We start from the raw sequence: 20,650 nt of genomic DNA, 5'->3' as shown, positions 1-20,650 counted from the left end.
AACTTACTCCTGACGGCGCGGTTTACCGGCAAACAAACGTTTCACCAGTATAAAAAACAGAGGAACGAAGAAAATGGCCAGTAATGTAGCGGTCAGCGTGCCGCCAATAATGCCCGTACCAATGGCGATGCGGCTGTTCGCCCCTGCGCCGGTTGCTATCGCCAGCGGCATTACCCCCGCAATAAACGCCAGCGAGGTCATGATGATTGGGCGTAAACGAGTCTGCGCCGCGCGTAATGCCGCACGACTCAAGGAATAGCCCTCTGCAACCGCCGCTTCAGCAAATTCCACAATCAGAATGGCGTTTTTCGACGACAAGCCGATAGTGGTTAATAGCGCCACCTGGAAGTAAACATCGTTGTTTAAATCACGCATCCAGGCCGCCAGCGCCGCGCCAAGAAGCCCCAGAGGGATCACCAGAATGACCGAGAACGGGACTGACCAGCTTTCGTACAGTGCTGCAAGGCAGAGGAAAACCACCAGAATAGAAACTGCATACAGACTCAATGCCTGACCGCTGGCCAGTTTCTCCTGCAATGACAAACCACTCCAGGCCCAGGTTGTTCCCGCAGGAAGACTGTTTGCCAGTTCCTCCATTTTTGTCATTGCATCGCCGGAACTAAAGCCAGTCGCATTTTCCCCCTGAATTTCATAGGCTGCCGAGCCGTTGTAGCGCACCAGTCTTTCCGGTCCATACAGCCAGCGGGTGGTCGCAAAAGCAGAGAATGGTGTCATGGCGTTATCGCTGCCGCGCACAAACCATTTACCTAAGTCTGACGGCGCGGAACGAAATTCGCTGTCGCCCTGAATGTAGACTTTTTTCACACGACCACGGTCAATAAAGTCATTCACATAAGTACCGCCCCACGCACTGGACAGGGTGTCGGTGACATCATTCAAACTCAACCCTAATGACACCGCTTTATTGCTATCAATATCTACCTGCAATTGCGGCATTTGTGGCAAATCATTGGCGCGTACAGAATGTAACTCCGGACTTTGATTCGCTTTTTCTATCAACTGATTACGCATTTGCAGCAGTGTTTCACGATCGGTTCCACCGTTAGCTAACAATTCAAACGTAAAACCATTGCTTTGCCCCAGCCCATCAACGGCTGGCGGCGTCATCGCAAATACCGTGGCATCACGAATTGTGCCCAGCTCTTTGGTTGCCCGTAGGGCGATAGCCTGGGCGGTGTTTTCTGCCCCTTTACGTTGAGACCAGTTTTTCAACGAAACAAACGCCATCCCGGTGTTCTGTCCGCTGCCGCTAAAACTGAAACCATCAACGGTAAAAATAACATCGGTATTTGCTTTCTCATTAATCAGGAACCAGTCAACAATCTGGCGATTCACTTCTGCTGTACGGGCAGCGGTCGCCCCGGCCGGCAGCGTGTACTGCACCATGATTTCGCCCTGGTCTTCAGTGGGTAAGAAACTGCCCGGCAGTTTCCACATCATCAGGGCCATTCCACCACCCAGTACGACATAAAGCCCCATCGTTCGAGCAGCACGGCGCAGGACATAAATTACGCCTCGCTGATATTTATCTTCAGTACGGCGGTAAAAGCGGTTAAATGCGCCGAAAAAGCCTTTTTTATGTGGCGGAACATGCTGGAGGACGGAACCGCACAGGGCGGGAGTCAAGGTCAATGCCACTACCACGGAAAGCAGCATTGCGGAGATAATGGTTATCGAAAACTGACGATAAATTACCCCCGTAGATCCCCCAAAGAAGGCCATAGGCAGGAATACGGCTGATAACACCAGCGCAATGGCAACCAGTGCGCCAGAAATCTCGCCCATTGATTTTTCCGTGGCTTCACGCGCGGGCAACCCTTCGTCACGCATAATGCGTTCGACGTTCTCCACCACCACAATGGCATCGTCCACCAGCAAGCCGATCGCCAGGACCATTGCAAACAACGTCAGGGTATTAATCGAATAGCCAAACAACGCAAGAACGCCGAATGTGCCCAGCAAAACGACGGGGACAGCTAACGCCGGAATCAGTGTGGCACGCAGGTTTTGCAGGAATAAATACATCACGCAAACCACCAATACGATGGCTTCAAACAGCGTCTGAATTACGTCCTCTACAGAGATTTTAATAAATTCAGTGCTGTCTTTCGGGTATGCGATGTCGTATCCCTGCGGCATGTTCCGCTGGAATTCGGCAATCTTATCCTTGACCAGCGTCGCCGTATTCAGCGCATTCGCACCGGGCGAAAGCATTACAGCAACCCCGGCAGACGGGTGACCGTTAAGTTTGCCGATAGCGGTATAATCTTCACTGCCCATCTCAACGCGAGCCACATCTTTTATACGAACAACTGCGCCGTCTGACTGGCTTTTCACGATAATATTTTTGAACTGATCCACCGTCTGCAAGCGAGACTGCGCACGTACCGTTGCGGTCAGTTGCTGAGTATTCGGTGAAGGCAATGCCCCTATTTTCCCGGCAGTAACCTGCACGTTTTGCGCTTCAATAGCACTTTGCACGTCTGAAGGCATTAGCGAGTAAGACGCCAGTTTGGCCGGGTCAAGCCAGATGCGCATAGCGTATTCCGCGCCAAAGACTTGCAGACTCCCCACACCTTCAACACGCGCCAGCGGGTCCTGAACGTTACTAACCAACCAGTCGGCGATATCCGAACTGGTGGCTTTGTCAGTGGTGTCATACACGGCAGCAATCAGCAAAAAGTTGCTTTGTGATTTCTCCACCGTAACACCCGTTTGCTGCACTTCGCTGGGTAGGCGCGACTCCGCCTGCTGAATTTTATTCTGCACCTGAACCTGTGCAGTATCTGGATCGGTACCTTGTTCAAAGGTCACATTAATACTGACCGAACCATCAGAGCTACTGGTTGAGCTGAAATAGAGTAAATTATCAAGCCCAGTGAGTTGTTGCTCGATAACCTGAGTCACGCTGTTCTCCAGCGTTTCGGCAGAAGCACCAGTATAAGTGGCTGAAATTTTAATGGTCGGTGGCGCAACGTCAGGATATTGCGCGACGGGCAATGTGCGAATAGCCAGAATCCCCGCCAACATAATCAAAATGGCGATAACCCAGGCAAAGACCGGGCGGCGAACAAAAAAGCGCGAAAACATCAGGCGTTGCCTCCATTAGCCTGAACTTCAACAGCCTTGACGGTCTGCCCTGAAGTGACTTTGGCAGAACCTTCAACAATCAGTCGGTCGCCGTTGTGCAGGCCGTTCAGCACCAGCCATTTATCACCATACGTTTCTCCCGTTTCGAGCGTTCGCTGCTCTACTTTATTGTCTTTATTCACCACCAGCGCAGTTGCATTGCCTTTAGCATCGCGCGTGACGCCCTGTTGCGGCGCGAGAATAGCGTCTTCCATCACGCCTTCATCGACACGAGCGCGAACAAACATTCCCGGTAATAACTGCTGTTGTGGATTGGGGAAAATCGCCCGTAATGTCACCGAACCGGTAGACTCATCTACAGCGACTTCGGTGAGTTCCAGACGCCCTTTTTCGCTGTAGGTTGTGCCATCTTCCAGAATAAGTGAGACGCTCATGGTGTCACTGTTGGTCGCCAGTGACTGTTTACGCAGACGTAATAAATCGACACTGGAGCGAGTGAGGTCGACATACATTGTATCCAGACCACGAATAGTCGTTAACGCTGTATCTTGCGACGCGGTCACCAGTGCGCCAGGGGTTACCGACGAAATGCCAATGCGCCCTGAAATCGGTGCGGTTACCGTGGTCCAGTCAAGATTAATGCGCGCAGTTTCCAGTGCGGCTTTTTTCGCCTCTACACTGGCTTTATCTTGTGCACAGGTAGACTGAGCATCATCAGCATCCTGTTGTGAAACACCGTTCTCTTTCACCAGTCGGGCATAACGCTGCGCTTTCTGGCAATCGGCTTTTACCAGTGCCTGTGCTTGTTGTAATGCTGCCCGAGCTTCATTCCATGCAGCCTGATAACTGGCCGCATCAATCTGGTAGAGCGGCTGTCCAGCCTTGACCAGATCACCTTCCTTAAATAAGCGTTTCTGGATAATTCCCCCAACCTGCGGACGTACTTCGGCACTGAGCGCAGCACTGGTGCGTCCGGTTAATTCACTGACTACCGAGACCGGTTGAGATTTGACTGTAACAACGCCGACTTCTGTTTCTGACGGGGATGAATTGTTACTTTGCGTATTATCACAACCCGATAAGAGCAGCATTGCCACTACAGATGTTGCTATATACTTCATTATTTTCTCCAGGGTGAGAAATACCCTCCTCATTAAAATTAATGAGGATATGTCAGGGATATTCAGTTATAACGAACCCGCATCGCGAAATGAATTTCGCAATGAAATATGGGGGATTAATATCCCCCGCTATTGGTTAATTCTGTTCTTATTTATTTATCAACATACTAACAATATCCTGATATATTTCCTGCAGATGTTGTGGATCGCTTTTTTGCGGTGTTAAACGACGATAAACCGTACCTTCCATCATGGTAGCAAACACTTCAACGCAGCAACGAATGTGCTCGTCGCTAAGATGGGGATGCATTCTTTTCATATGTGCACAACCGTTAGCGAACATTCTGGCGTCAGCTTCTTCAAGCATTGCCATAACCCGCGGATTGCGTGTGGCTTCTGCAGCCACTTCCAGCATCAGCGCGTCGTCGTCCTCATTTAAGGATTTACGCAAGGCAAGGACTTCCGGGAAGTGATCGGTACGCGCGTCAATGTCCATTTGGGCAATACGAAAGTCGATGATACGGCGAACCATCTCTTCAATAATGGCGTCTTTGTTGGCGAAGTAACGATATATCTGACCCACGCTAAGCTGAGCTTCGCTGGCAATTTGCGACATACTGGCGGCATGAAATCCGCAGCGACGAAAACACCGACGGGCGGCGTTAATGATTTCATCCTGACGTTGTTTGTGGCGTATCTCCAGCTTGCTGGTCATTTCTGTCTCCTGGCCTATCACTTGGTGAGAATGATCGTTCTCATTTTTGCTGATTATACGTTTCTCCAAAGTAATGGAAAGTATTTTTATCTTATTCATGGTGCATATTCTGATAATGAAGAGATTGTGGAGATTCTGTGAAGATAGTTGACAATATTAAGTTGGGGTCAATTCATCAGAAAGGATGCTACTTGTTGTTGCCAGTTCTGTTTTCATCATCAAACTTATCGGAGCTAATACGAATAGTTTCATAGTCAGATTCTATAAGATATTCCCCCAACCTCCCCCTTGCAGGCGTCAAGAGTAGATAACGCAAAATGCTCTGTACCGCAGCTTCTCTCCGGAACAGAAAGCGCAACTATAGCCACCCACAGCCAGGTTGATTATAATAACCGTTTATCTGTTCGTACTGTTTATTTAAACAACGAATCGCCTGATTTTCAGGCACAACAAGCATCAACAATAAGGATTAAAGCTATGGGTTTTCTTTCCGGTAAGCGCATTCTGGTAACCGGTGTTGCCAGCAAACTGTCCATCGCCTACGGTATCGCTCAGGCGATGCACCGCGAAGGAGCTGAACTGGCATTCACCTACCAGAACGACAAACTGAAAGGCCGCGTAGAAGAATTTGCCGCTCAATTGGGTTCTGACATCGTTCTGCAGTGCGATGTTGCAGAAGATACCAGCATCGACACCATGTTCGCTGAACTGGCGAAAGTTTGGCCGAAATTTGACGGTTTCGTACACTCTATTGGTTTTGCACCTGGCGATCAGCTGGATGGTGACTATGTTAATGCCGTTACCCGTGAAGGCTTCAAAATTGCCCACGACATCAGCTCCTACAGCTTCGTTGCAATGGCAAAAGCTTGCCGCTCCATGCTGAATCCGGGTTCTGCCCTGCTGACCCTTTCCTACCTTGGCGCTGAGCGCGCTATCCCGAACTACAACGTTATGGGTCTGGCAAAAGCGTCTCTGGAAGCAAACGTGCGCTATATGGCGAACGCGATGGGTCCGGAAGGTGTGCGTGTTAACGCCATCTCTGCTGGTCCGATCCGTACTCTGGCGGCTTCCGGTATCAAAGACTTCCGCAAAATGCTGGCTCATTGCGAAGCCGTTACCCCGATTCGCCGTACCGTTACTATTGAAGATGTGGGTAACTCTGCGGCATTCCTGTGCTCCGATCTCTCTGCCGGTATCTCCGGTGAAGTGGTCCACGTTGACGGCGGTTTCAGCATTGCTGCAATGAACGAACTCGAACTGAAATAATCGTTCTGTTGGTAAAGATGGGCGGCGTTCTGCCGCCCGTTATCTCTGTTATACCTTTCTGATATTTGTTATCGCCGATCCGTCTTTCTCCCCTTCCCGCCTTGCGTCAGGATAACGATTTCCTTTACGACCAAGGAGCGCCCATGGAACAACGCCACATCACCGGCAAAAGCCACTGGTATCATGAAACGCAATCCAGTACTGCGGAGAATGACGTTCTGCCTCTGGTCCCGGAAGCCGCAAAGGTTAGCGATCCCTTTCTGCTCGACGTGATCCTTGATGAAAAAACGCTGGCCCCCTTCCTTTCATGGCTGGACCCTGCGCGTGTTCTTGCAGCGGAGTTATTCCCTGACCAGCTTACCGTGACCCGTTCACAGACCTTCAACGCTTATGAACGCTTGTCGACGGCCCTGACGGTTGCTCAGGTTTGCGGCGTCCAGCGGTTATGTAACTACTATTCGGCGCGACTTACGCCGCTCCCCGGGCCTGATTCCTCCAGGGAAAGTAATCATCGGTTGGCACAAATCACGCAATATGCCCGCCAACTGGCCAGCTCGCCTTCTATTATCGACAACCGATCGCGCCAACATCTGAATGACGTCGGTCTTACTGCCTGGGACTGTGTAATCATTAACCAAATCATTGGTTTTATTGGCTTTCAGGCGCGGACAATTGCGACATTTCAGGCTTATCTCGGGCATCCGGTACGCTGGTTACCAGGTCTGGAGATACAAAACTACGCCGACGCGTCACTGTTTGCTGATGAATCAATACGCTGGCGAAGCAGCTATGAGGTGGAAAAACTTCCTGAAGAGTACACAAAAAGTTCGACTGCAGAACTTTGCCAACTGACCGAAACACTCTCTCTCCACCCTATTTCACTTTCCCTTCTCGAAATGTTGTTAAACAGCACTCGGGTTAAAACACAGCCGGGTAACCTGCTTGCGGCGTTGTTATGCGCGCGTATTAATGGCAGTCCTGCTTGTTTTGCCGCCTGTATGAATTCATCGAATGAATATAAAAAAATCAGCCCCCTTCTGCGCAAGGGCGAAAATGAAATTAACCAATGGGCTGACCGTCATTCTGTTGAGCGCGCTACCGTTCAGGCGATACAATGGCTGACCCGAGCACCCGATCGCTTTAGCGCCGCCCAGTTCAGCCCATTACTCGAACACGAAAAATCATCAACGCAGATTATTAATCTGCTGGTATGGAGCGGGCTGTGTGGCTGGATAAATCGCTTAAAAATCGCGTTGGGTGAGACATATTAACCTTGCCGCGTCAGACAGATTCGCGTAAAACTGTCAGCCGCTCTAATGGCCACCAAAATAGACAATTATGTTTCAGGACAACCCGCTGCTAGCGCAGCTTAAACAGCAACTGCATTCCCAGACGCCACGCGCTGAAGGGGTGGTAAAAGCCACAGAAAAAGGCTTTGGCTTCCTGGAAGTCGACGCGCAAAAAAGTTATTTCATTCCGCCGCCGCAGATGAAAAAAGTCATGCATGGCGACCGAATTATCGCGGTGATCCACAGTGAAAAAGAACGTGAATCCGCAGAGCCAGAAGAACTGGTTGAACCGTTCCTGACTCGTTTCGTGGGTAAAGTTCAGGGCAAAAATGACCGTCTGGCCATCGTTCCTGATCATCCACTCTTAAAAGACGCCATTCCTTGCCGCGCAGCCCGTGGCCTGAACCACGAGTTTAAAGAAGGCGACTGGGCGGTTGCCGAAATGCGCCGTCATCCGCTGAAAGGCGATCGTTCTTTCTATGCTGAACTGACACAATACATCACTTTTGGTGACGACCACTTTGTACCGTGGTGGGTTACTCTTGCGCGCCATAATCTGGAAAAAGAAGCACCAGACGGCGTCGCTACCGAAATGCTCGATGAAGGTCTGGTTCGTGAAGATCTGACCGCGCTGGATTTTGTCACCATCGACAGTGCCAGCACAGAAGATATGGATGACGCCCTTTTCGCTAAGGCGTTGCCGGATGACAAACTTCAGCTGATTGTGGCGATTGCCGATCCAACCGCGTGGATTGCTGAAGGCAGCAAGCTGGACAAAGCCGCGAAAATTCGCGCATTCACCAACTATCTGCCTGGCTTCAACATCCCTATGCTGCCTCGTGAGCTTTCGGACGATCTCTGCTCACTGCGCGCCAATGAAGTCCGCCCGGTACTGGCATGCCGCATGACGCTCTCCGCTGATGGCACCATTGAAGATAATATCGAATTCTTTGCCGCCACCATCGAATCCAAAGCGAAGCTGGTGTATGACCAGGTCTCTGACTGGCTGGAAAATACCGGTGACTGGCAGCCTGAAAGTGAAGCAATTGCCGAACAAGTCCGTTTGTTAGCGCAAATTTGCCAACGCCGCGGTGAGTGGCGTCATAACCACGCACTGGTATTTAAAGATCGCCCGGATTACCGCTTTATTCTCGGTGAAAAAGGTGAAGTGCTGGATATCGTCGCCGAGCCTCGTCGCATTGCCAATCGTATCGTCGAAGAAGCGATGATTGCCGCTAACATTTGTGCGGCCCGCGTACTGCGCGATAAGCTCGGTTTTGGCATCTATAACGTGCATATGGGCTTTGATCCGGCGAATGCCGACGCGCTGGCAGCGTTGCTGAAAACCCACGGTCTGCATGTCGATGCCGAAGAAGTGCTCACGCTGGACGGTTTCTGCAAACTGCGTCGTGAACTGGATGCGCAACCAACTGGTTTCCTCGACAGCCGCATTCGTCGCTTCCAGTCATTTGCTGAAATTAGCACTGAACCCGGTCCTCACTTTGGCCTCGGTCTGGAGTCATACGCCACCTGGACTTCGCCGATCCGTAAATATGGCGACATGATCAACCACCGTCTGCTGAAAGCGGTTATCAAAGGCGAAACTGCGACGCGTCCGCAGGATGAAATCACTGTCCAAATGGCCGAGCGTCGCCGTCTCAACCGAATGGCAGAACGTGATGTTGGCGACTGGTTATACGCACGCTTCCTGAAAGACAAAGCCGGGACCGACACCCGTTTCGCGGCGGAAATTGTCGATATCAGCCGTGGCGGCATGCGTGTGCGTTTGGTTGATAACGGCGCTATCGCCTTTATTCCGGCACCTTTCTTACACGCTGTGCGCGATGAACTGGTTTGCAGCCAGGAAAACGGCACTGTACAAATTAAAGGTGAAACGGCTTACAAAGTGACTGACGTTATTGACGTCACCATTGCCGAAGTCCGCATGGAAACCCGCAGCATTATTGCGCGCCCGGTCGCGTAATCTCCTTTCACGGCCCATTCCTCATGAATGGGCCGTTTATTTCCCCGCTCCACCTTCGTCATATCCCGGCAGATTTTTAACTGACTTTCGTTTGAAAACTGGCGTTTTTCCAAAACTGGATTACAAATAAATATATAAAAAAACAATGCGTTTAGCCGCCGTTAATTTCATGTAAGTCATGTTGTTCCTTTTATTTAACCGCGGACTCCGCTGTTAACCGGAGGATATGCATCATGAAAACCGTTAGGGAGTCCACAACGTTGTACAACTTTCTCGGATCGCACAATCCATACTGGCGGTTAACGGAAAGCAGCGATGTTTTGCGCTTTTCTACCACCGAAACCACAGAACCTGAACGTACGTTGCAGTTATCTGCCGAACAGGCTGCTCGCATCAGGGAAATGACGGTCATCACCTCCAGCCTGATGATGAGTCTGACCGTCGATGAAAGCGATCTTTCTGTGCATCTGGTAGGACGAAAAATCAATAAACGGGAATGGGCTGGCAACGCGTCTGCATGGCATGACACACCAGCAGTTGCTCGTGATTTATCACACGGGCTTTCCTTTGCTGAGCAGGTAGTTTCTGAAGCACATTCCGCAATAGTGATTCTCGACAGCCGGGGGAATATCCAACGCTTCAATCGGTTATGTGAAGATTACACAGGGTTGAAAGAACATGACGTAATTGGGCAAAGCGTGTTTAAACTGTTTATGAGCCGTCGTGAAGCTGCGGCATCCAGGCGTAATAACCGTGTATTTTTTCGAAGCGGCAATGCATATGAAGTCGAACTGTGGATACCAACACGTAAAGGCCAGCGGCTGTTTCTGTTTCGCAATAAATTTGTCCACAGCGGCAGTGGCAAGAACGAGATTTTTTTAATCTGTTCCGGCACCGACATTACCGAAGAGCGCCGCGCTCAGGAGCGACTGCGTATTCTGGCAAATACCGACAGTATCACCGGACTGCCGAATCGTAACGCAATGCAGGAGTTAATCGATCACGCCATTAATCAGGCAGATAACAATAAAGTTGGGGTTGTGTATCTTGATTTGGATAATTTTAAAAAGGTCAACGACGCTTATGGGCATTTGTTTGGTGACCAGCTATTACGCGACGTGTCATTGGCCATTTTAAGCTGTCTCGAACATGATCAGGTGTTGGCGCGTCCAGGTGGCGATGAGTTTCTGGTACTGGCATCCAATACCTCACAAAGCGCGCTGGAAGCAATGGCATCACGAATTTTGACTCGCTTACGACTCCCCTTCCGCATTGGTTTAATTGAAGTTTATACCAGCTGTTCAGTGGGTATTTCACTCTCTCCCGAACATGGTTCGGACAGCGCGGCTATTATTCGTCACGCCGACACAGCAATGTACACAGCGAAGGAAGGCGGACGAGGACAATTTTGCGTTTTTACTCCAGAAATGAATCAGCGGGTATTTGAATATCTCTGGCTGGATACCAACTTGCGTAAAGCACTGGAAAACGATCAGTTGGTTATTCACTATCAACCGAAAATCACCTGGCGTGGCGAAGTGCGCAGTCTGGAAGCACTAGTACGTTGGCAGTCACCTGAACGTGGGTTGATTCCACCGTTGGACTTCATTTCCTACGCCGAAGAGTCAGGGCTAATTGTGCCTTTAGGCCGTTGGGTGATTCTCGATGTCGTACGCCAGGTGGCAAAGTGGCGGGATAAAGGTATTAACCTGCGAGTGGCGGTAAACATTTCTGCACGTCAGCTCGCCGATCAAACCATTTTCACCGCCCTGAAACAGGTTCTCCAGGAACTCAATTTTGAATACTGCCCTATTGATGTTGAACTGACGGAGAGCTGCCTGATTGAGAATGATGAACTGGCACTTTCTGTTATTCAACAATTTAGCCAACTAGGTGCGCAAGTGCATCTGGACGATTTTGGTACCGGCTACTCTTCACTTTCGCAACTGGCGCGCTTTCCGATCGATGCGATTAAACTTGACCAGGTTTTTGTTCGAGATATTCACAAACAACCTGTCTCACAGTCGCTGGTCCGGGCGATCGTCGCTGTGGCCCAGGCATTGAATCTTCAGGTGATCGCTGAAGGAGTGGAGAGTAAAAAGGAAGATGCTTTTTTAACCAAGAACGGGATCAATGAGCGGCAAGGATTTTTGTTTGCCAAACCGATGCCCGCCGTCGCCTTTGAACGCTGGTATAAACGCTATCTGAAGCGCGCATAAGTAGATGAATATATATACTTAGCGCTATATTCCGTCATTATATATCGTATTCCCGGATGATAATTAGCCGTTGCTGTTAAACACTTCTCTTTTAGCGGCAATTTTTGCATTATTCATTTTCCCCTTTTGCTATAAGGATGTCCTTGATGTCTGAATTTGATGCCCAGCGCGTTGCCGAACGTATTGATATTGTGTTAGATATCCTTGTGGCAGGCGATTACCACTCTGCGATCCATAATCTCGAGATACTTAAAGCAGAACTCTTGCGCCAGGTTGCTGAATCTACGCCAGACATCCCGAAGGCACCGTGGGAGATTTAACAATCGTGCCTTCAGGTTTTCCTATTTGAGGATGCCCGGCGCGTCAGTATTTTTTTATTTAGTATTATAACGTTATAAGAATTACAGCGATGAATTCCCGACAACAAACTATTCTACAGATGGTCATTGACCAGGGTCAGGTTAGCGTAACCGATCTGGCAAAAGCCACTGGAGTTTCTGAAGTTACCATTCGCCAGGATCTCAACACCCTCGAAAAACTGAGTTACCTCCGCCGTGCACATGGTTTTGCAGTTTCGCTTGATAGTGATGACGTCGAAACCCGTATGATGAACAACTATACGCTGAAGCGTGAACTCGCCGAGTTTGCCGCGTCACTGGTTCAACCGGGCGAAACCATCTTTATCGAAAATGGCAGCAGCAATGCCCTGCTCGCCCGGACTCTGGGCGAGCAGAAGAAAAATGTCACGATCATCACGGTCAGCAGCTACATCGCGCATTTGCTGAAAGACGCGCCTTGTGAAGTCATTTTGCTCGGTGGCGTGTACCAGAAAAAAAGCGAAAGTATGGTTGGTCCTTTGACACGCCAGTGCATCCAACAGGTGCATTTCAGCAAAGCATTTATTGGGATTGATGGCTGGCAACCTGAAACTGGGTTTACCGGTCGCGATATGATGCGTACCGATGTGGTCAATGCCGTGCTGGAAAAAGAGTGCGAAGCGATAGTCCTGACTGACAGCTCGAAATTTGGTGCTGTACATTCATACTCCATCGGCCCCGTTGAGCGATTCAATCGCGTGATTACCGATTCGAAAATACGCGCCAGCGATCTGATGCATCTTGAGCACAGTAAACTCACCGTTCACGTCGTTGACATTTAACCATTTCCCTTCTCCACGGATGATTTGCTGTTTTGCAAATCATCCGCTCTAAGATGATTCCTGGTTGATAATTAAGACTATTTACCTGTTATTAACACTCTCAACATATAAAATTATTATCAGCGATATAACAGGAAGTCATTATCACCTGCGTGATATAACCCTGCGCGCGAGCGGATTTCACGGAATAATTTCACCAGGCTTATTCTTAGCTATTATAGTTATAGAGAGCGTACTTCCGTGAATCATAAATTCAGGAGAGAGTATTATGTTTGTAACGAGCAAAAAAATGACCGCGGCTGTTCTGGCAATTACCCTGGCAATGTCTCTGAGTGCCTGTTCTAACTGGTCTAAACGAGACCGTAACACCGCAATTGGCGCGGGTGCAGGTGCATTAGGCGGTGCAGTACTGACCGATGGCAGTACGCTGGGTACATTAGGTGGTGCAGCCGTCGGTGGTGTTATTGGTCACCAGGTCGGTAAATAATCGTAAATAAATGTCGATTATCGACTCGCAATTATAATACGCTTGATTCTGTTCAGTACGAAATAAGTGAATAATACACACAGTAAAATATTCTAAAGCCACGGATATATCCGTGGCTTTTTATGTTAACCACCGGCGAGTTTTACCTTCATCCCTTTCGCTTCAAGCAGTGATTTTAATAAATCGCGCTTATCACCCTGGATTTCAATAATTCCATCTTTAACTGCCCCACCGCAGCCGCATTTTTTCTTCAGTTCCGCTGCCAGTTTTGTCAGTTCGGCATCATCGAGATCGACACCGGTAATCAAGCAAACGCCCTTACCTTTACGTCCACTGGTCTGACGCTGAATACGCACCACACCGTCGCCTTTAGGGCGTACAGGGGCCGCTTTTGGCTCATCAATACGTCCGGTTTCCGTTGAGTAGACCAGACGGCTGTTGGAATCACTCATCATGCACTCCGCTGTAAAGAGGCGTTGATCGCTTTCAGCGTTTGCGCTGGATCTACCGATTGCGTTACCGGGCGACCAATCACCATATAATCAACACCAGCCGCCAACGCCTGTTCTGGCGTCATAATGCGGCGCTGGTCACCAGCTTCACTCCCCTGCGGACGAATGCCCGGTGTAACCAGTTTGAACTCCTGACCAAATACCTGTTTAAAGCGCACTGCTTCCTGAGCAGAACACACCACACCATCAAGGCCACATTTTTGCGTCAGTGCTGCCAGACGTTCTGCATAATCTGCAGGTGACAGTGTCATGCCAAGATCGGCCAGGTCGCTGGCTTCCATGCTGGTCAATACTGTCACAGCAATCAAAAGCGGTGCATCTTTGCCAAACGGAACCAGTGCCTCACGCGCTGCGGTCATCATACGCGCCCCTCCGGAGGCATGAACATTCACCATCCACACGCCTAAGTCAGCTGCAGCAGCGACAGCGTGCGCTGCAGTGTTGGGAATATCGTGAAATTTCAGGTCGAGGAAGATATCAAAACCACGCTGTTGAAGTTCGCGTACAAATTGAGGTCCAAACAGCGTAAACATCTCTTTGCCGACTTTCAGACGACAATCGCGTGGGTCGATCTTGTCGACAAAGGCCAGCGCGGCATCACGATTATGATAATCAAGGGCAACAACCACAGGAGAATTCGTAACAGCGCGGGAAGAAGATGAAGCAGTTAACGTCATGACCAGACCTTCTTGATGATGGGCACCGGAAGTGGCGCGAAACAGGTAAACGGCGAGCATTCTACCCGTGGAAATAAAAAATTAACAGTTGCGATTTCTCCCCTGGCAGGCTTTTCTGCGCCCGAGTTACCGGAGCACGATGGAACATCAATAATTAGTATGTTGTAACTAAAGTCGGATTTTTTTAAAAATTACAGGCCATCAAGACCGCGAATCGGTTTAATGGTTGACCAAGCCCGACAAGACGGACAATGCCAGTAGAGGGTGTATGCGGTAAAACCACATTTCTGGCAGCGATAACGAGGCTTACTACGCACCTTCTCGCCAACCATGTCACGCAGCACCATCAGACTCTCTTTGGCACGCCCTTTTTCCGCTTCATTTAAGTGGTAATTCATTAGCTTATGGAACACACGCATGGTCGGATGACGCTGAAGTTGACGCGTAATATAGACCTGTGCGGCCTCACTACCATCGCGCGCTTCGATGATATCCGCAAGCATCAGTTCAGCATCGGCACCGGTGTTCTCTTCCACCGCGCGCTGCAGGAACTCTGCCCATTCGGCAGTTTTACCCAACTGCTGGTAGCAGGTTTGCAGCATTTCCAGCGTTTCGCTGACCAGTTCTCTGTCCTGGGATATCACGCGTTGCAGACTTTCGACGGCTTTGGCGTATTCTCCTTTCGCCATAAATATGCGTCCCATCATGATGGATACGCGGGCGCTGTTTTTATCTGCCGCCGCACCTTTTTTTAACAAGGCCATGGCACGATCGAGATCGTCGCTGGCCATATGCTGTAGGGCTAACTCGCAGTAGAAATGAGCAATTTCGACGCGCTGCTTATCTTTACCCAGCTTCACCAGGCGTTCGGCAACATCAATTGCTTTCTGCCACTCGCTGGTAGCCTGGTAGATTTGTAGCAACTGTTGCAGCGCGCCAATGCGGAAGTCAGTTTCATCGGTCAGTTGATTGAACATGTCTTCCGCGCGGTCGTATAACCCGGCGGCCATGTAATCACGCCCCAGTTGTTGAATCGCCAACAGACGCTGTTCATAGGTCAGCGAGGCGCTTTCCATTAGGGTCTGATGGATGCGAATAGCGCGATCAACTTCGCCACGCGAACGGAACAGGTTTCCGAGCGTAAGGTGGGCTTCAACAGTACCCGTATCCTCTTTAAGCATATCGAGAAACAGGTCTACCGCTTTATCCTGTTGATTACTAAGCAGAAAATTAACCCCCGCTACGTAATCACGCGACAAGCGGTTGGCTTCATCTTGCTTGTTTTGTTGCGCACTTCTGCGGCCCATATACCAGCCATAGGCAGCGGCTACAGGCAAAAGCAGAAACAACAACTCCAGCATAGAAAGTTATTCCTTCGCCGCTGACGAATGCGGCGCTACAGCCACGTCAGTCGCGGGTGAAAGCTGGTTTTCCAGTCGCTTTATTTTACGTTCAGCGCGCGCCAGGGAAACACGAACTCGCAGCCAGAACAGACCGCAAATCAGCCAACCGATAGCAAACCCCGCAGCAAACAATACCGCCAGCAATGTGGAAATACGGTACTCCCCTTGCGCTAACAGATAATTAAACGTCACCTGTTGATCGTTCTGCGCACCTAACGTGACCGAAATCACGAAGATCGCTAACACCAGTAAGAAAATGAGTAAATATTTCACATTACTTCCCGTTATGTGGTTAGAGCGAATAAATTATGGTCAACTTACCGCAATAGCCCTTTAAAGTACCATTTTCGCGCCGTCTGCGAAATGGCATCCACGCGCATTGTTGATGATTTAAGGGCTAAATTCGGAAAATCAACCAGCGTTAACTTTCTTGTTCCCGTTGTGCAATTTCGCGATTTTCTTCCGCAGGTGGTGTTAATGGCCCACAAATTCGTTGCGCAAGCCACGTTGCCACCGCCACCAGCGCCCACGAAATCAACGTAGCTACCACCAGATCGCGTGGCCAATGCATCCCGAGCAGCAGGCGGCTTCCCATGACTCCCGTTGCCCAGACCAACAAGATAGCAATGGTTAACGTTCGCCGACGCGGCCACAGCAAACCAACGGCCAGCAGCGCCCAACTGGCAGCAAACATCGTGTGACCGGAAGGAAAGGCAAACCCCGTCTCTTTCTGCCAGTGTGAACGCAAATATTGTGGGATATTTTTCTCTTCAGCCAACTGTTCTTTCACTAGATTTCCGCGTTCTGCTCGCTTTAAAGTGTAGAACTCATCAACCGGAATATGATGTGTTTTTTCCAGCCAGATAACAAAAGGTCGTGGTTCCTGGACTTTGTCTTTGATCCAGGATTTAACGCCTTGTCCCACAAGAATTGCCGCCGCCAGAATGGCAAATAACATAATGGCAGCCTTAATGCGAAAACGCAGACACCAGAGAAACCAACCGAATAAAATCAAATGTGTAATGACGCCCCAGGGCTGGGTGACAGTTTCAGTAACCCAAAAAGCCGCTTTTAGTAGCCAACTTTGTTCTCCAGGTTGCCAACGCCAGCCAGAAATCCATACGGCTACTGGCATAACAAGCAATAGTGCAGCTCCCACTGCGGTACGTCTGGCAATCGAACGCATGGCCTCTCCTTTTTGATAAGTCCCACAATCATAACTGAAAATGCCAGTTCCAGGAAAAATTGACAGATTTGTGCCATTCCGTGAACGATCGACGCGTCGTGATTAGGTGAACCCCTTCTCGTTATGGCAAAATAAGCCAATACAGAACCAGCATTATCTGGAGAATTTCATGCAGCTTAAACGTGTGGCAGAAGCCAAACTGCCAACCCCATGGGGCGATTTCCTGATGGTGGGATTTGAAGAACTGGCAACCGGACACGATCATGTCGCGCTAGTCTATGGCGATATTTCCGGGCATACCCCGGTACTTGCGCGCGTCCATTCCGAATGTCTGACCGGTGACGCCCTGTTCAGCTTGCGCTGCGATTGTGGCTTCCAGCTCGAAGCGGCACTGACGCAAATTGCCGAAGAAGGCCGTGGTATTTTGCTGTATCACCGTCAGGAAGGTCGTAACATTGGTCTGCTGAATAAAATCCGCGCTTATGCACTGCAGGATCAAGGTTACGATACTGTAGAGGCTAACCACCAGTTAGGCTTCGCCGCTGATGAGCGCGACTTCACTCTTTGCGCTGATATGTTCAAACTCCTTGGCGTCAATGAAGTCCGCTTGTTAACCAATAACCCGAAAAAAGTCGAAATTCTGACCGAAGCAGGGATTAATATTGTTGAACGCGTACCGTTGATTGTAGGTCGTAACCCCAATAACGAACATTATCTCGATACCAAAGCCGAGAAAATGGGTCATTTGCTGAACAAATAACCCTCTTGCATTGTGTAATTCATTTGCTTGCCGGAAGCAAAATAACCGGCAAGCAAATACTCGTTACTTCAACATATTACGAATGACATAATGCAAAATGCCGTCGTTCTGGTAGTAGGTCAACTCCGTCGCGGTGTCGATACGACAACGGCAGAGTACGACTTCCTGGCTACCATCCGCGCGCGTAAGCGTCACCGGAACCGTCGCGCCGGGTTGTAGATTTTGCAGATCGCCAATATCAATCTTCTCTTCCCCGGTTAGCCCTAACGTTTTACGCGTTACGCCTTGCGGAAATTCCAGCGGCAGGATGCCCATGCCAATTAAATTCGAACGGTGAATTCGTTCAAACGATTCGGCAATCACCACACGAATTCCAAGCAGACGCGGACCTTTTGCCGCCCAGTCACGGCTGGAGCCTGATCCATACTCTTTCCCGGCAATCACCGCCAGCGGCGTTTGCTCCTGCTTATAGCGCATCGCAGCATCATAAATAGAGACTACGTCGCTGTCAGGTAAATGCCGCGTCATCCCCCCTTCAACACCAGGCACCATTTCATTACGGATGCGAATATTGGCGAAGGTGCCGCGCATCATCACTTCATGGTTACCACGCCGCGAACCGTAGGAGTTAAAGTCTTTTCGCTCAACACCCCGGCCTTGTAGATATCGACCCGCTGGGCTGTCGGGCTTAATGCTGCCCGCCGGAGAAATGTGGTCAGTGGTAACCGAGTCCCCCAGCATTGCGAGGATCCGCGCACCGTGAATATCTTCCACAGGTGCTGGTGTTGCCTGCATTTCATCAAAGAAAGGCGATAAGCGAATATAGGTTGAATCTTCCTGCCAACCGTAGGTATCGGATCGTGCGACGTTAATTTCCTTCCACTCTGCTGTGCCTTCAAAAACTTCTGCGTACTCTTTGCGGAACATTTCTGTGGAGACTTGTTCTACCGCACGGGCAATTTCTTGTGCCGAGGGCCAGATATCTTTCAGATATACCGGGTCGCCTTTACGATCGTGACCAATAGGCTCAGAAGCGAGGTTAATATTCATATTTCCCGCCAGCGCATAGGCAACCACCAGCGGCGGCGAGGCCAGCCAGTTAGTTTTAACCAGCGGATGGATACGGCCTTCAAAGTTACGGTTGCCGGACAGCACCGCACCGACGGTTAAATCGCCTTTTTTGATTGCCGTTTCGATAGGATCGGGCAATGGACCAGAGTTACCAATACAGGTGGTACAACCGTATCCCACAAGGTTAAATCCCAGTTCATCGAGATACGGTGTCAGTTTCGCTTTTGCCAGATAATCAGAAACGACTTTCGAGCCTGGTGCCAGCGACGCTTTGACCCACGGTTGCCGCTTGAGGCCCAGAGTTACAGCTTTTTTCGCCAGCAAACCTGCGGCCATCAGCACACTTGGGTTAGAGGTGTTGGTGCACGACGTTATCGCAGCAATGACCACCGCGCCATCAGGTAACTGATACTGATGTCCGTTCATAACATAATCGACCGGCTGGCGATCTTTATGCGTGGCATTCACTTCCAGTTCGTTACTGGCGGCAAATGCTTTTGGTACATCGGGCAGTGCAACGCGATCCTGTGGGCGTTTTGGCCCTGCCAGGCTCGCTTCAACGTCATTCATATCCAGTTCTAACGTACTGGTAAAAATCGGTTCATCGCCCGGGTTACGCCACATGCCCTGCGCTTTGGCATATTTTTCGACCAACTCGACCTGATCTTCGCTGCGCCCGCTTAAACGCATGTAATCGAGGGTGACAGCATCGATTGGGAAGAAGCCACAGGTGGCACCATATTCTGGCGACATATTGGCAATGGTGGCGCGATCCGCCAGCGGTAGTGAATCCAGCCCATCACCATAAAATTCGACGAATTTCCCAACCACGCCATGTTTGCGCAGCATTTGGGTAACGGTGAGAACCAGGTCTGTGGCGGTAATACCTTCACGTAATTTTCCGGTGAGTTTAAAGCCCACTACGTCCGGGATAAGCATGGAAACCGGCTGTCCTAACATTGCGGCTTCGGCTTCGATCCCACCAACGCCCCACCCCAGCACGCCAAGGCCGTTGATCATGGTGGTGTGCGAGTCAGTACCAACGAGTGTATCCGGATAAGCAATCCATTCACCGTCCTGCAATTCGCTCCACACTGCTTTGCCGAGATATTCGAGGTTAACCTGATGGCAAATGCCTGTGCCTGGCGGCACGACGCTAAACCGACTGAACGCTTGCTTTCCCCATTTCAGGAACACATAACGTTCGTGGTTGCGCTCCATTTCCAGGCGTACGTTTTCTTCAAATGCCTCATCATCACCAAAACGATCGACGGTCACCGAGTGGTCAATGACCAGGTCGACCGGTGAGAGCGGGTTAACCTTTGCAGTATCGCCGCCGAGGCGTTTAACCGCTTCGCGCATTGCCGCCAGATCAACAATGGCAGGTACGCCGGTAAAGTCCTGCATCAGCACCCTTGCCGGGCGGTAGGCAATTTCACGGTCAGCATGGGCATTTTTCAGCCATCCCGCCAGCGCGTGGATATCCTCTTCGGTAACCGAGTTACCATCCTGCCAGCGCAGCAGGTTTTCGAGCAAAACTTTGAGTGACTTAGGCAGACGGGTGATATCGCCCAGTGATTTGGCAGCAAGCGGCAGGCTGTAGTAGTGGTAAGTTTTATCTTTGGCCTGCAACGTGTCCTTACTGGCTTCTCGTAGGGTTGACGACATAGCTCCTCCTTAATGACAGGGT

18 protein-coding genes and 1 pseudogene are annotated in these 20,650 nt (G+C 50.1%); 8 read left to right on the top strand and 11 right to left on the bottom strand.

The window, feature by feature from the left end; translation table 11 throughout:
* Window positions 1–3: 3 nt before the first annotated feature.
* The 3 genes from ACJHX3_RS08100 to ACJHX3_RS08090 all read right to left on the bottom strand — a co-directional run bounded on the left by ACJHX3_RS08100 (window position 4) and on the right by ACJHX3_RS08090 (window position 4,947).
* On the bottom strand, window positions 4–3,111 hold the full coding sequence (locus tag ACJHX3_RS08100) for an efflux RND transporter permease subunit (RefSeq protein WP_162861432.1): 3,108 nt from the start codon (window positions 3,109–3,111) through the stop codon (window positions 4–6).
* Entirely contained in the window at window positions 3,111–4,232 is a 1,122-nt protein-coding gene (locus ACJHX3_RS08095) for an efflux RND transporter periplasmic adaptor subunit (RefSeq protein WP_000873810.1), read from the bottom strand. Before ACJHX3_RS08095 ends, ACJHX3_RS08100 begins: the two co-directional genes overlap by 1 nt.
* A gap of 148 nt (window positions 4,233–4,380) precedes the next feature.
* Window positions 4,381–4,947, bottom strand: a complete 567-nt coding sequence (locus tag ACJHX3_RS08090; RefSeq protein WP_000202113.1) for a TetR/AcrR family transcriptional regulator — start codon at window positions 4,945–4,947, stop codon at window positions 4,381–4,383.
* A 477-nt stretch (window positions 4,948–5,424) separates the two neighbouring features.
* Here ACJHX3_RS08090 and fabI point away from each other — a divergent pair, with 477 nt between their 5' ends.
* The 3 genes from fabI to rnb all read left to right on the top strand — a co-directional run bounded on the left by fabI (window position 5,425) and on the right by rnb (window position 9,486).
* Window positions 5,425–6,213: an enoyl-ACP reductase FabI gene (gene fabI / locus ACJHX3_RS08085; RefSeq protein ID WP_000506491.1), complete on the top strand. Its 789-nt coding sequence runs from the start codon at window positions 5,425–5,427 to the stop codon at window positions 6,211–6,213.
* Between the two features lie 143 nt (window positions 6,214–6,356).
* Window positions 6,357–7,484 (top strand): carboxymuconolactone decarboxylase family protein, encoded by a 1,128-nt coding sequence (locus tag ACJHX3_RS08080; RefSeq protein WP_001469240.1) that lies wholly within the window; start codon window positions 6,357–6,359, stop codon window positions 7,482–7,484.
* Between the two features lie 67 nt (window positions 7,485–7,551).
* Entirely contained in the window at window positions 7,552–9,486 is a 1,935-nt protein-coding gene (gene rnb, locus ACJHX3_RS08075) for an exoribonuclease II (protein ID WP_000484990.1), read from the top strand.
* 76 nt (window positions 9,487–9,562) lie between these two features.
* Here rnb and ACJHX3_RS08070 read toward each other — a convergent pair.
* Window positions 9,563–9,666, bottom strand: a pseudogene (locus tag ACJHX3_RS08070) (hypothetical protein).
* Between the two features lie 53 nt (window positions 9,667–9,719).
* Between ACJHX3_RS08070 and pdeR the strand changes: the two are divergent.
* Complete coding sequence (pdeR, locus tag ACJHX3_RS08065) at window positions 9,720–11,705, top strand: cyclic di-GMP phosphodiesterase (RefSeq protein ID WP_000859966.1); 1,986 nt, start codon at window positions 9,720–9,722, stop codon at window positions 11,703–11,705.
* Here pdeR and ymiD read toward each other — a convergent pair.
* Window positions 11,687–11,815 carry a protein YmiD gene (gene ymiD, locus ACJHX3_RS08060; RefSeq protein WP_023148853.1) on the bottom strand — a complete coding sequence of 43 codons (129 nt, stop codon included), beginning with the start codon at window positions 11,813–11,815 and terminating at the stop codon, window positions 11,687–11,689. The two genes, pdeR and ymiD, sit on opposite strands and share 19 nt — an antisense overlap.
* A 36-nt stretch (window positions 11,816–11,851) precedes the next feature.
* Between ymiD and yciZ the strand changes: the two genes are divergently transcribed.
* The 3 genes from yciZ (at window position 11,852) to osmB (ending at window position 13,351) form a co-directional block, all read left to right on the top strand.
* The gene (yciZ, locus tag ACJHX3_RS08055; RefSeq protein WP_001288368.1) at window positions 11,852–12,025 is read left to right on the top strand and encodes a protein YciZ; all 174 of its coding nucleotides are present in this window, start codon (window positions 11,852–11,854) and stop codon (window positions 12,023–12,025) included.
* 89 nt (window positions 12,026–12,114) lie between these two features.
* Window positions 12,115–12,864: a DNA-binding transcriptional regulator YciT gene (locus ACJHX3_RS08050; RefSeq protein ID WP_001088604.1), complete on the top strand. Its 750-nt coding sequence runs from the start codon at window positions 12,115–12,117 to the stop codon at window positions 12,862–12,864.
* Between the two features lie 268 nt (window positions 12,865–13,132).
* Complete coding sequence (osmB, locus tag ACJHX3_RS08045) at window positions 13,133–13,351, top strand: osmotically-inducible lipoprotein OsmB (protein WP_000498253.1); 219 nt, start codon at window positions 13,133–13,135, stop codon at window positions 13,349–13,351.
* A gap of 125 nt (window positions 13,352–13,476) precedes the next feature.
* Here the strand turns inward: osmB and yciH are convergent, their stop codons facing one another.
* The 5 genes from yciH to pgpB form a co-directional block, all read right to left on the bottom strand.
* The gene (yciH, locus tag ACJHX3_RS08040; RefSeq protein WP_001353236.1) at window positions 13,477–13,803 is read right to left on the bottom strand and encodes a stress response translation initiation inhibitor YciH; all 327 of its coding nucleotides are present in this window, start codon (window positions 13,801–13,803) and stop codon (window positions 13,477–13,479) included.
* The gene (pyrF, locus tag ACJHX3_RS08035) at window positions 13,803–14,540 is read right to left on the bottom strand and encodes an orotidine-5'-phosphate decarboxylase (RefSeq protein WP_021501139.1); all 738 of its coding nucleotides are present in this window, start codon (window positions 14,538–14,540) and stop codon (window positions 13,803–13,805) included. Before pyrF ends, yciH begins: the two co-directional genes overlap by 1 nt.
* Window positions 14,541–14,731: 191 nt before the next feature.
* Window positions 14,732–15,901, bottom strand: coding sequence for a lipopolysaccharide assembly protein LapB (gene lapB, locus ACJHX3_RS08030; RefSeq protein ID WP_094321746.1), 1,170 nt, complete (start codon window positions 15,899–15,901; stop codon window positions 14,732–14,734).
* 6 nt (window positions 15,902–15,907) lie between these two features.
* The gene (gene lapA, locus ACJHX3_RS08025) at window positions 15,908–16,216 is read right to left on the bottom strand and encodes a lipopolysaccharide assembly protein LapA (RefSeq protein WP_000876284.1); all 309 of its coding nucleotides are present in this window, start codon (window positions 16,214–16,216) and stop codon (window positions 15,908–15,910) included.
* A 148-nt stretch (window positions 16,217–16,364) separates the two neighbouring features.
* A complete protein-coding gene (gene pgpB / locus ACJHX3_RS08020; RefSeq protein WP_001256550.1) occupies window positions 16,365–17,129 on the bottom strand; it encodes a phosphatidylglycerophosphatase B in 765 nt (254 codons plus the stop codon).
* Window positions 17,130–17,298: 169 nt separating this feature from the next.
* On the opposite strand from pgpB, the gene ribA reads away from it, so the two are divergent.
* The gene (gene ribA / locus ACJHX3_RS08015; RefSeq protein WP_001176295.1) at window positions 17,299–17,889 is read left to right on the top strand and encodes a GTP cyclohydrolase II; all 591 of its coding nucleotides are present in this window, start codon (window positions 17,299–17,301) and stop codon (window positions 17,887–17,889) included.
* Window positions 17,890–17,952: 63 nt separating this feature from the next.
* Here ribA and acnA read toward each other — a convergent pair whose 3' ends face one another.
* The gene (gene acnA / locus ACJHX3_RS08010; protein ID WP_094321745.1) at window positions 17,953–20,628 is read right to left on the bottom strand and encodes an aconitate hydratase AcnA; all 2,676 of its coding nucleotides are present in this window, start codon (window positions 20,626–20,628) and stop codon (window positions 17,953–17,955) included.
* Window positions 20,629–20,650: the final 22 nt, after the last annotated feature.

It is taken from the genome of Escherichia sp. WS1265, from assembly GCF_046487585.1.
In the GTDB taxonomy this organism is placed as follows: Bacteria; Pseudomonadota; Gammaproteobacteria; order Enterobacterales; family Enterobacteriaceae; genus Escherichia; species Escherichia coli.
This window is presented reverse-complemented; position numbering and strand designations above follow the sequence as displayed.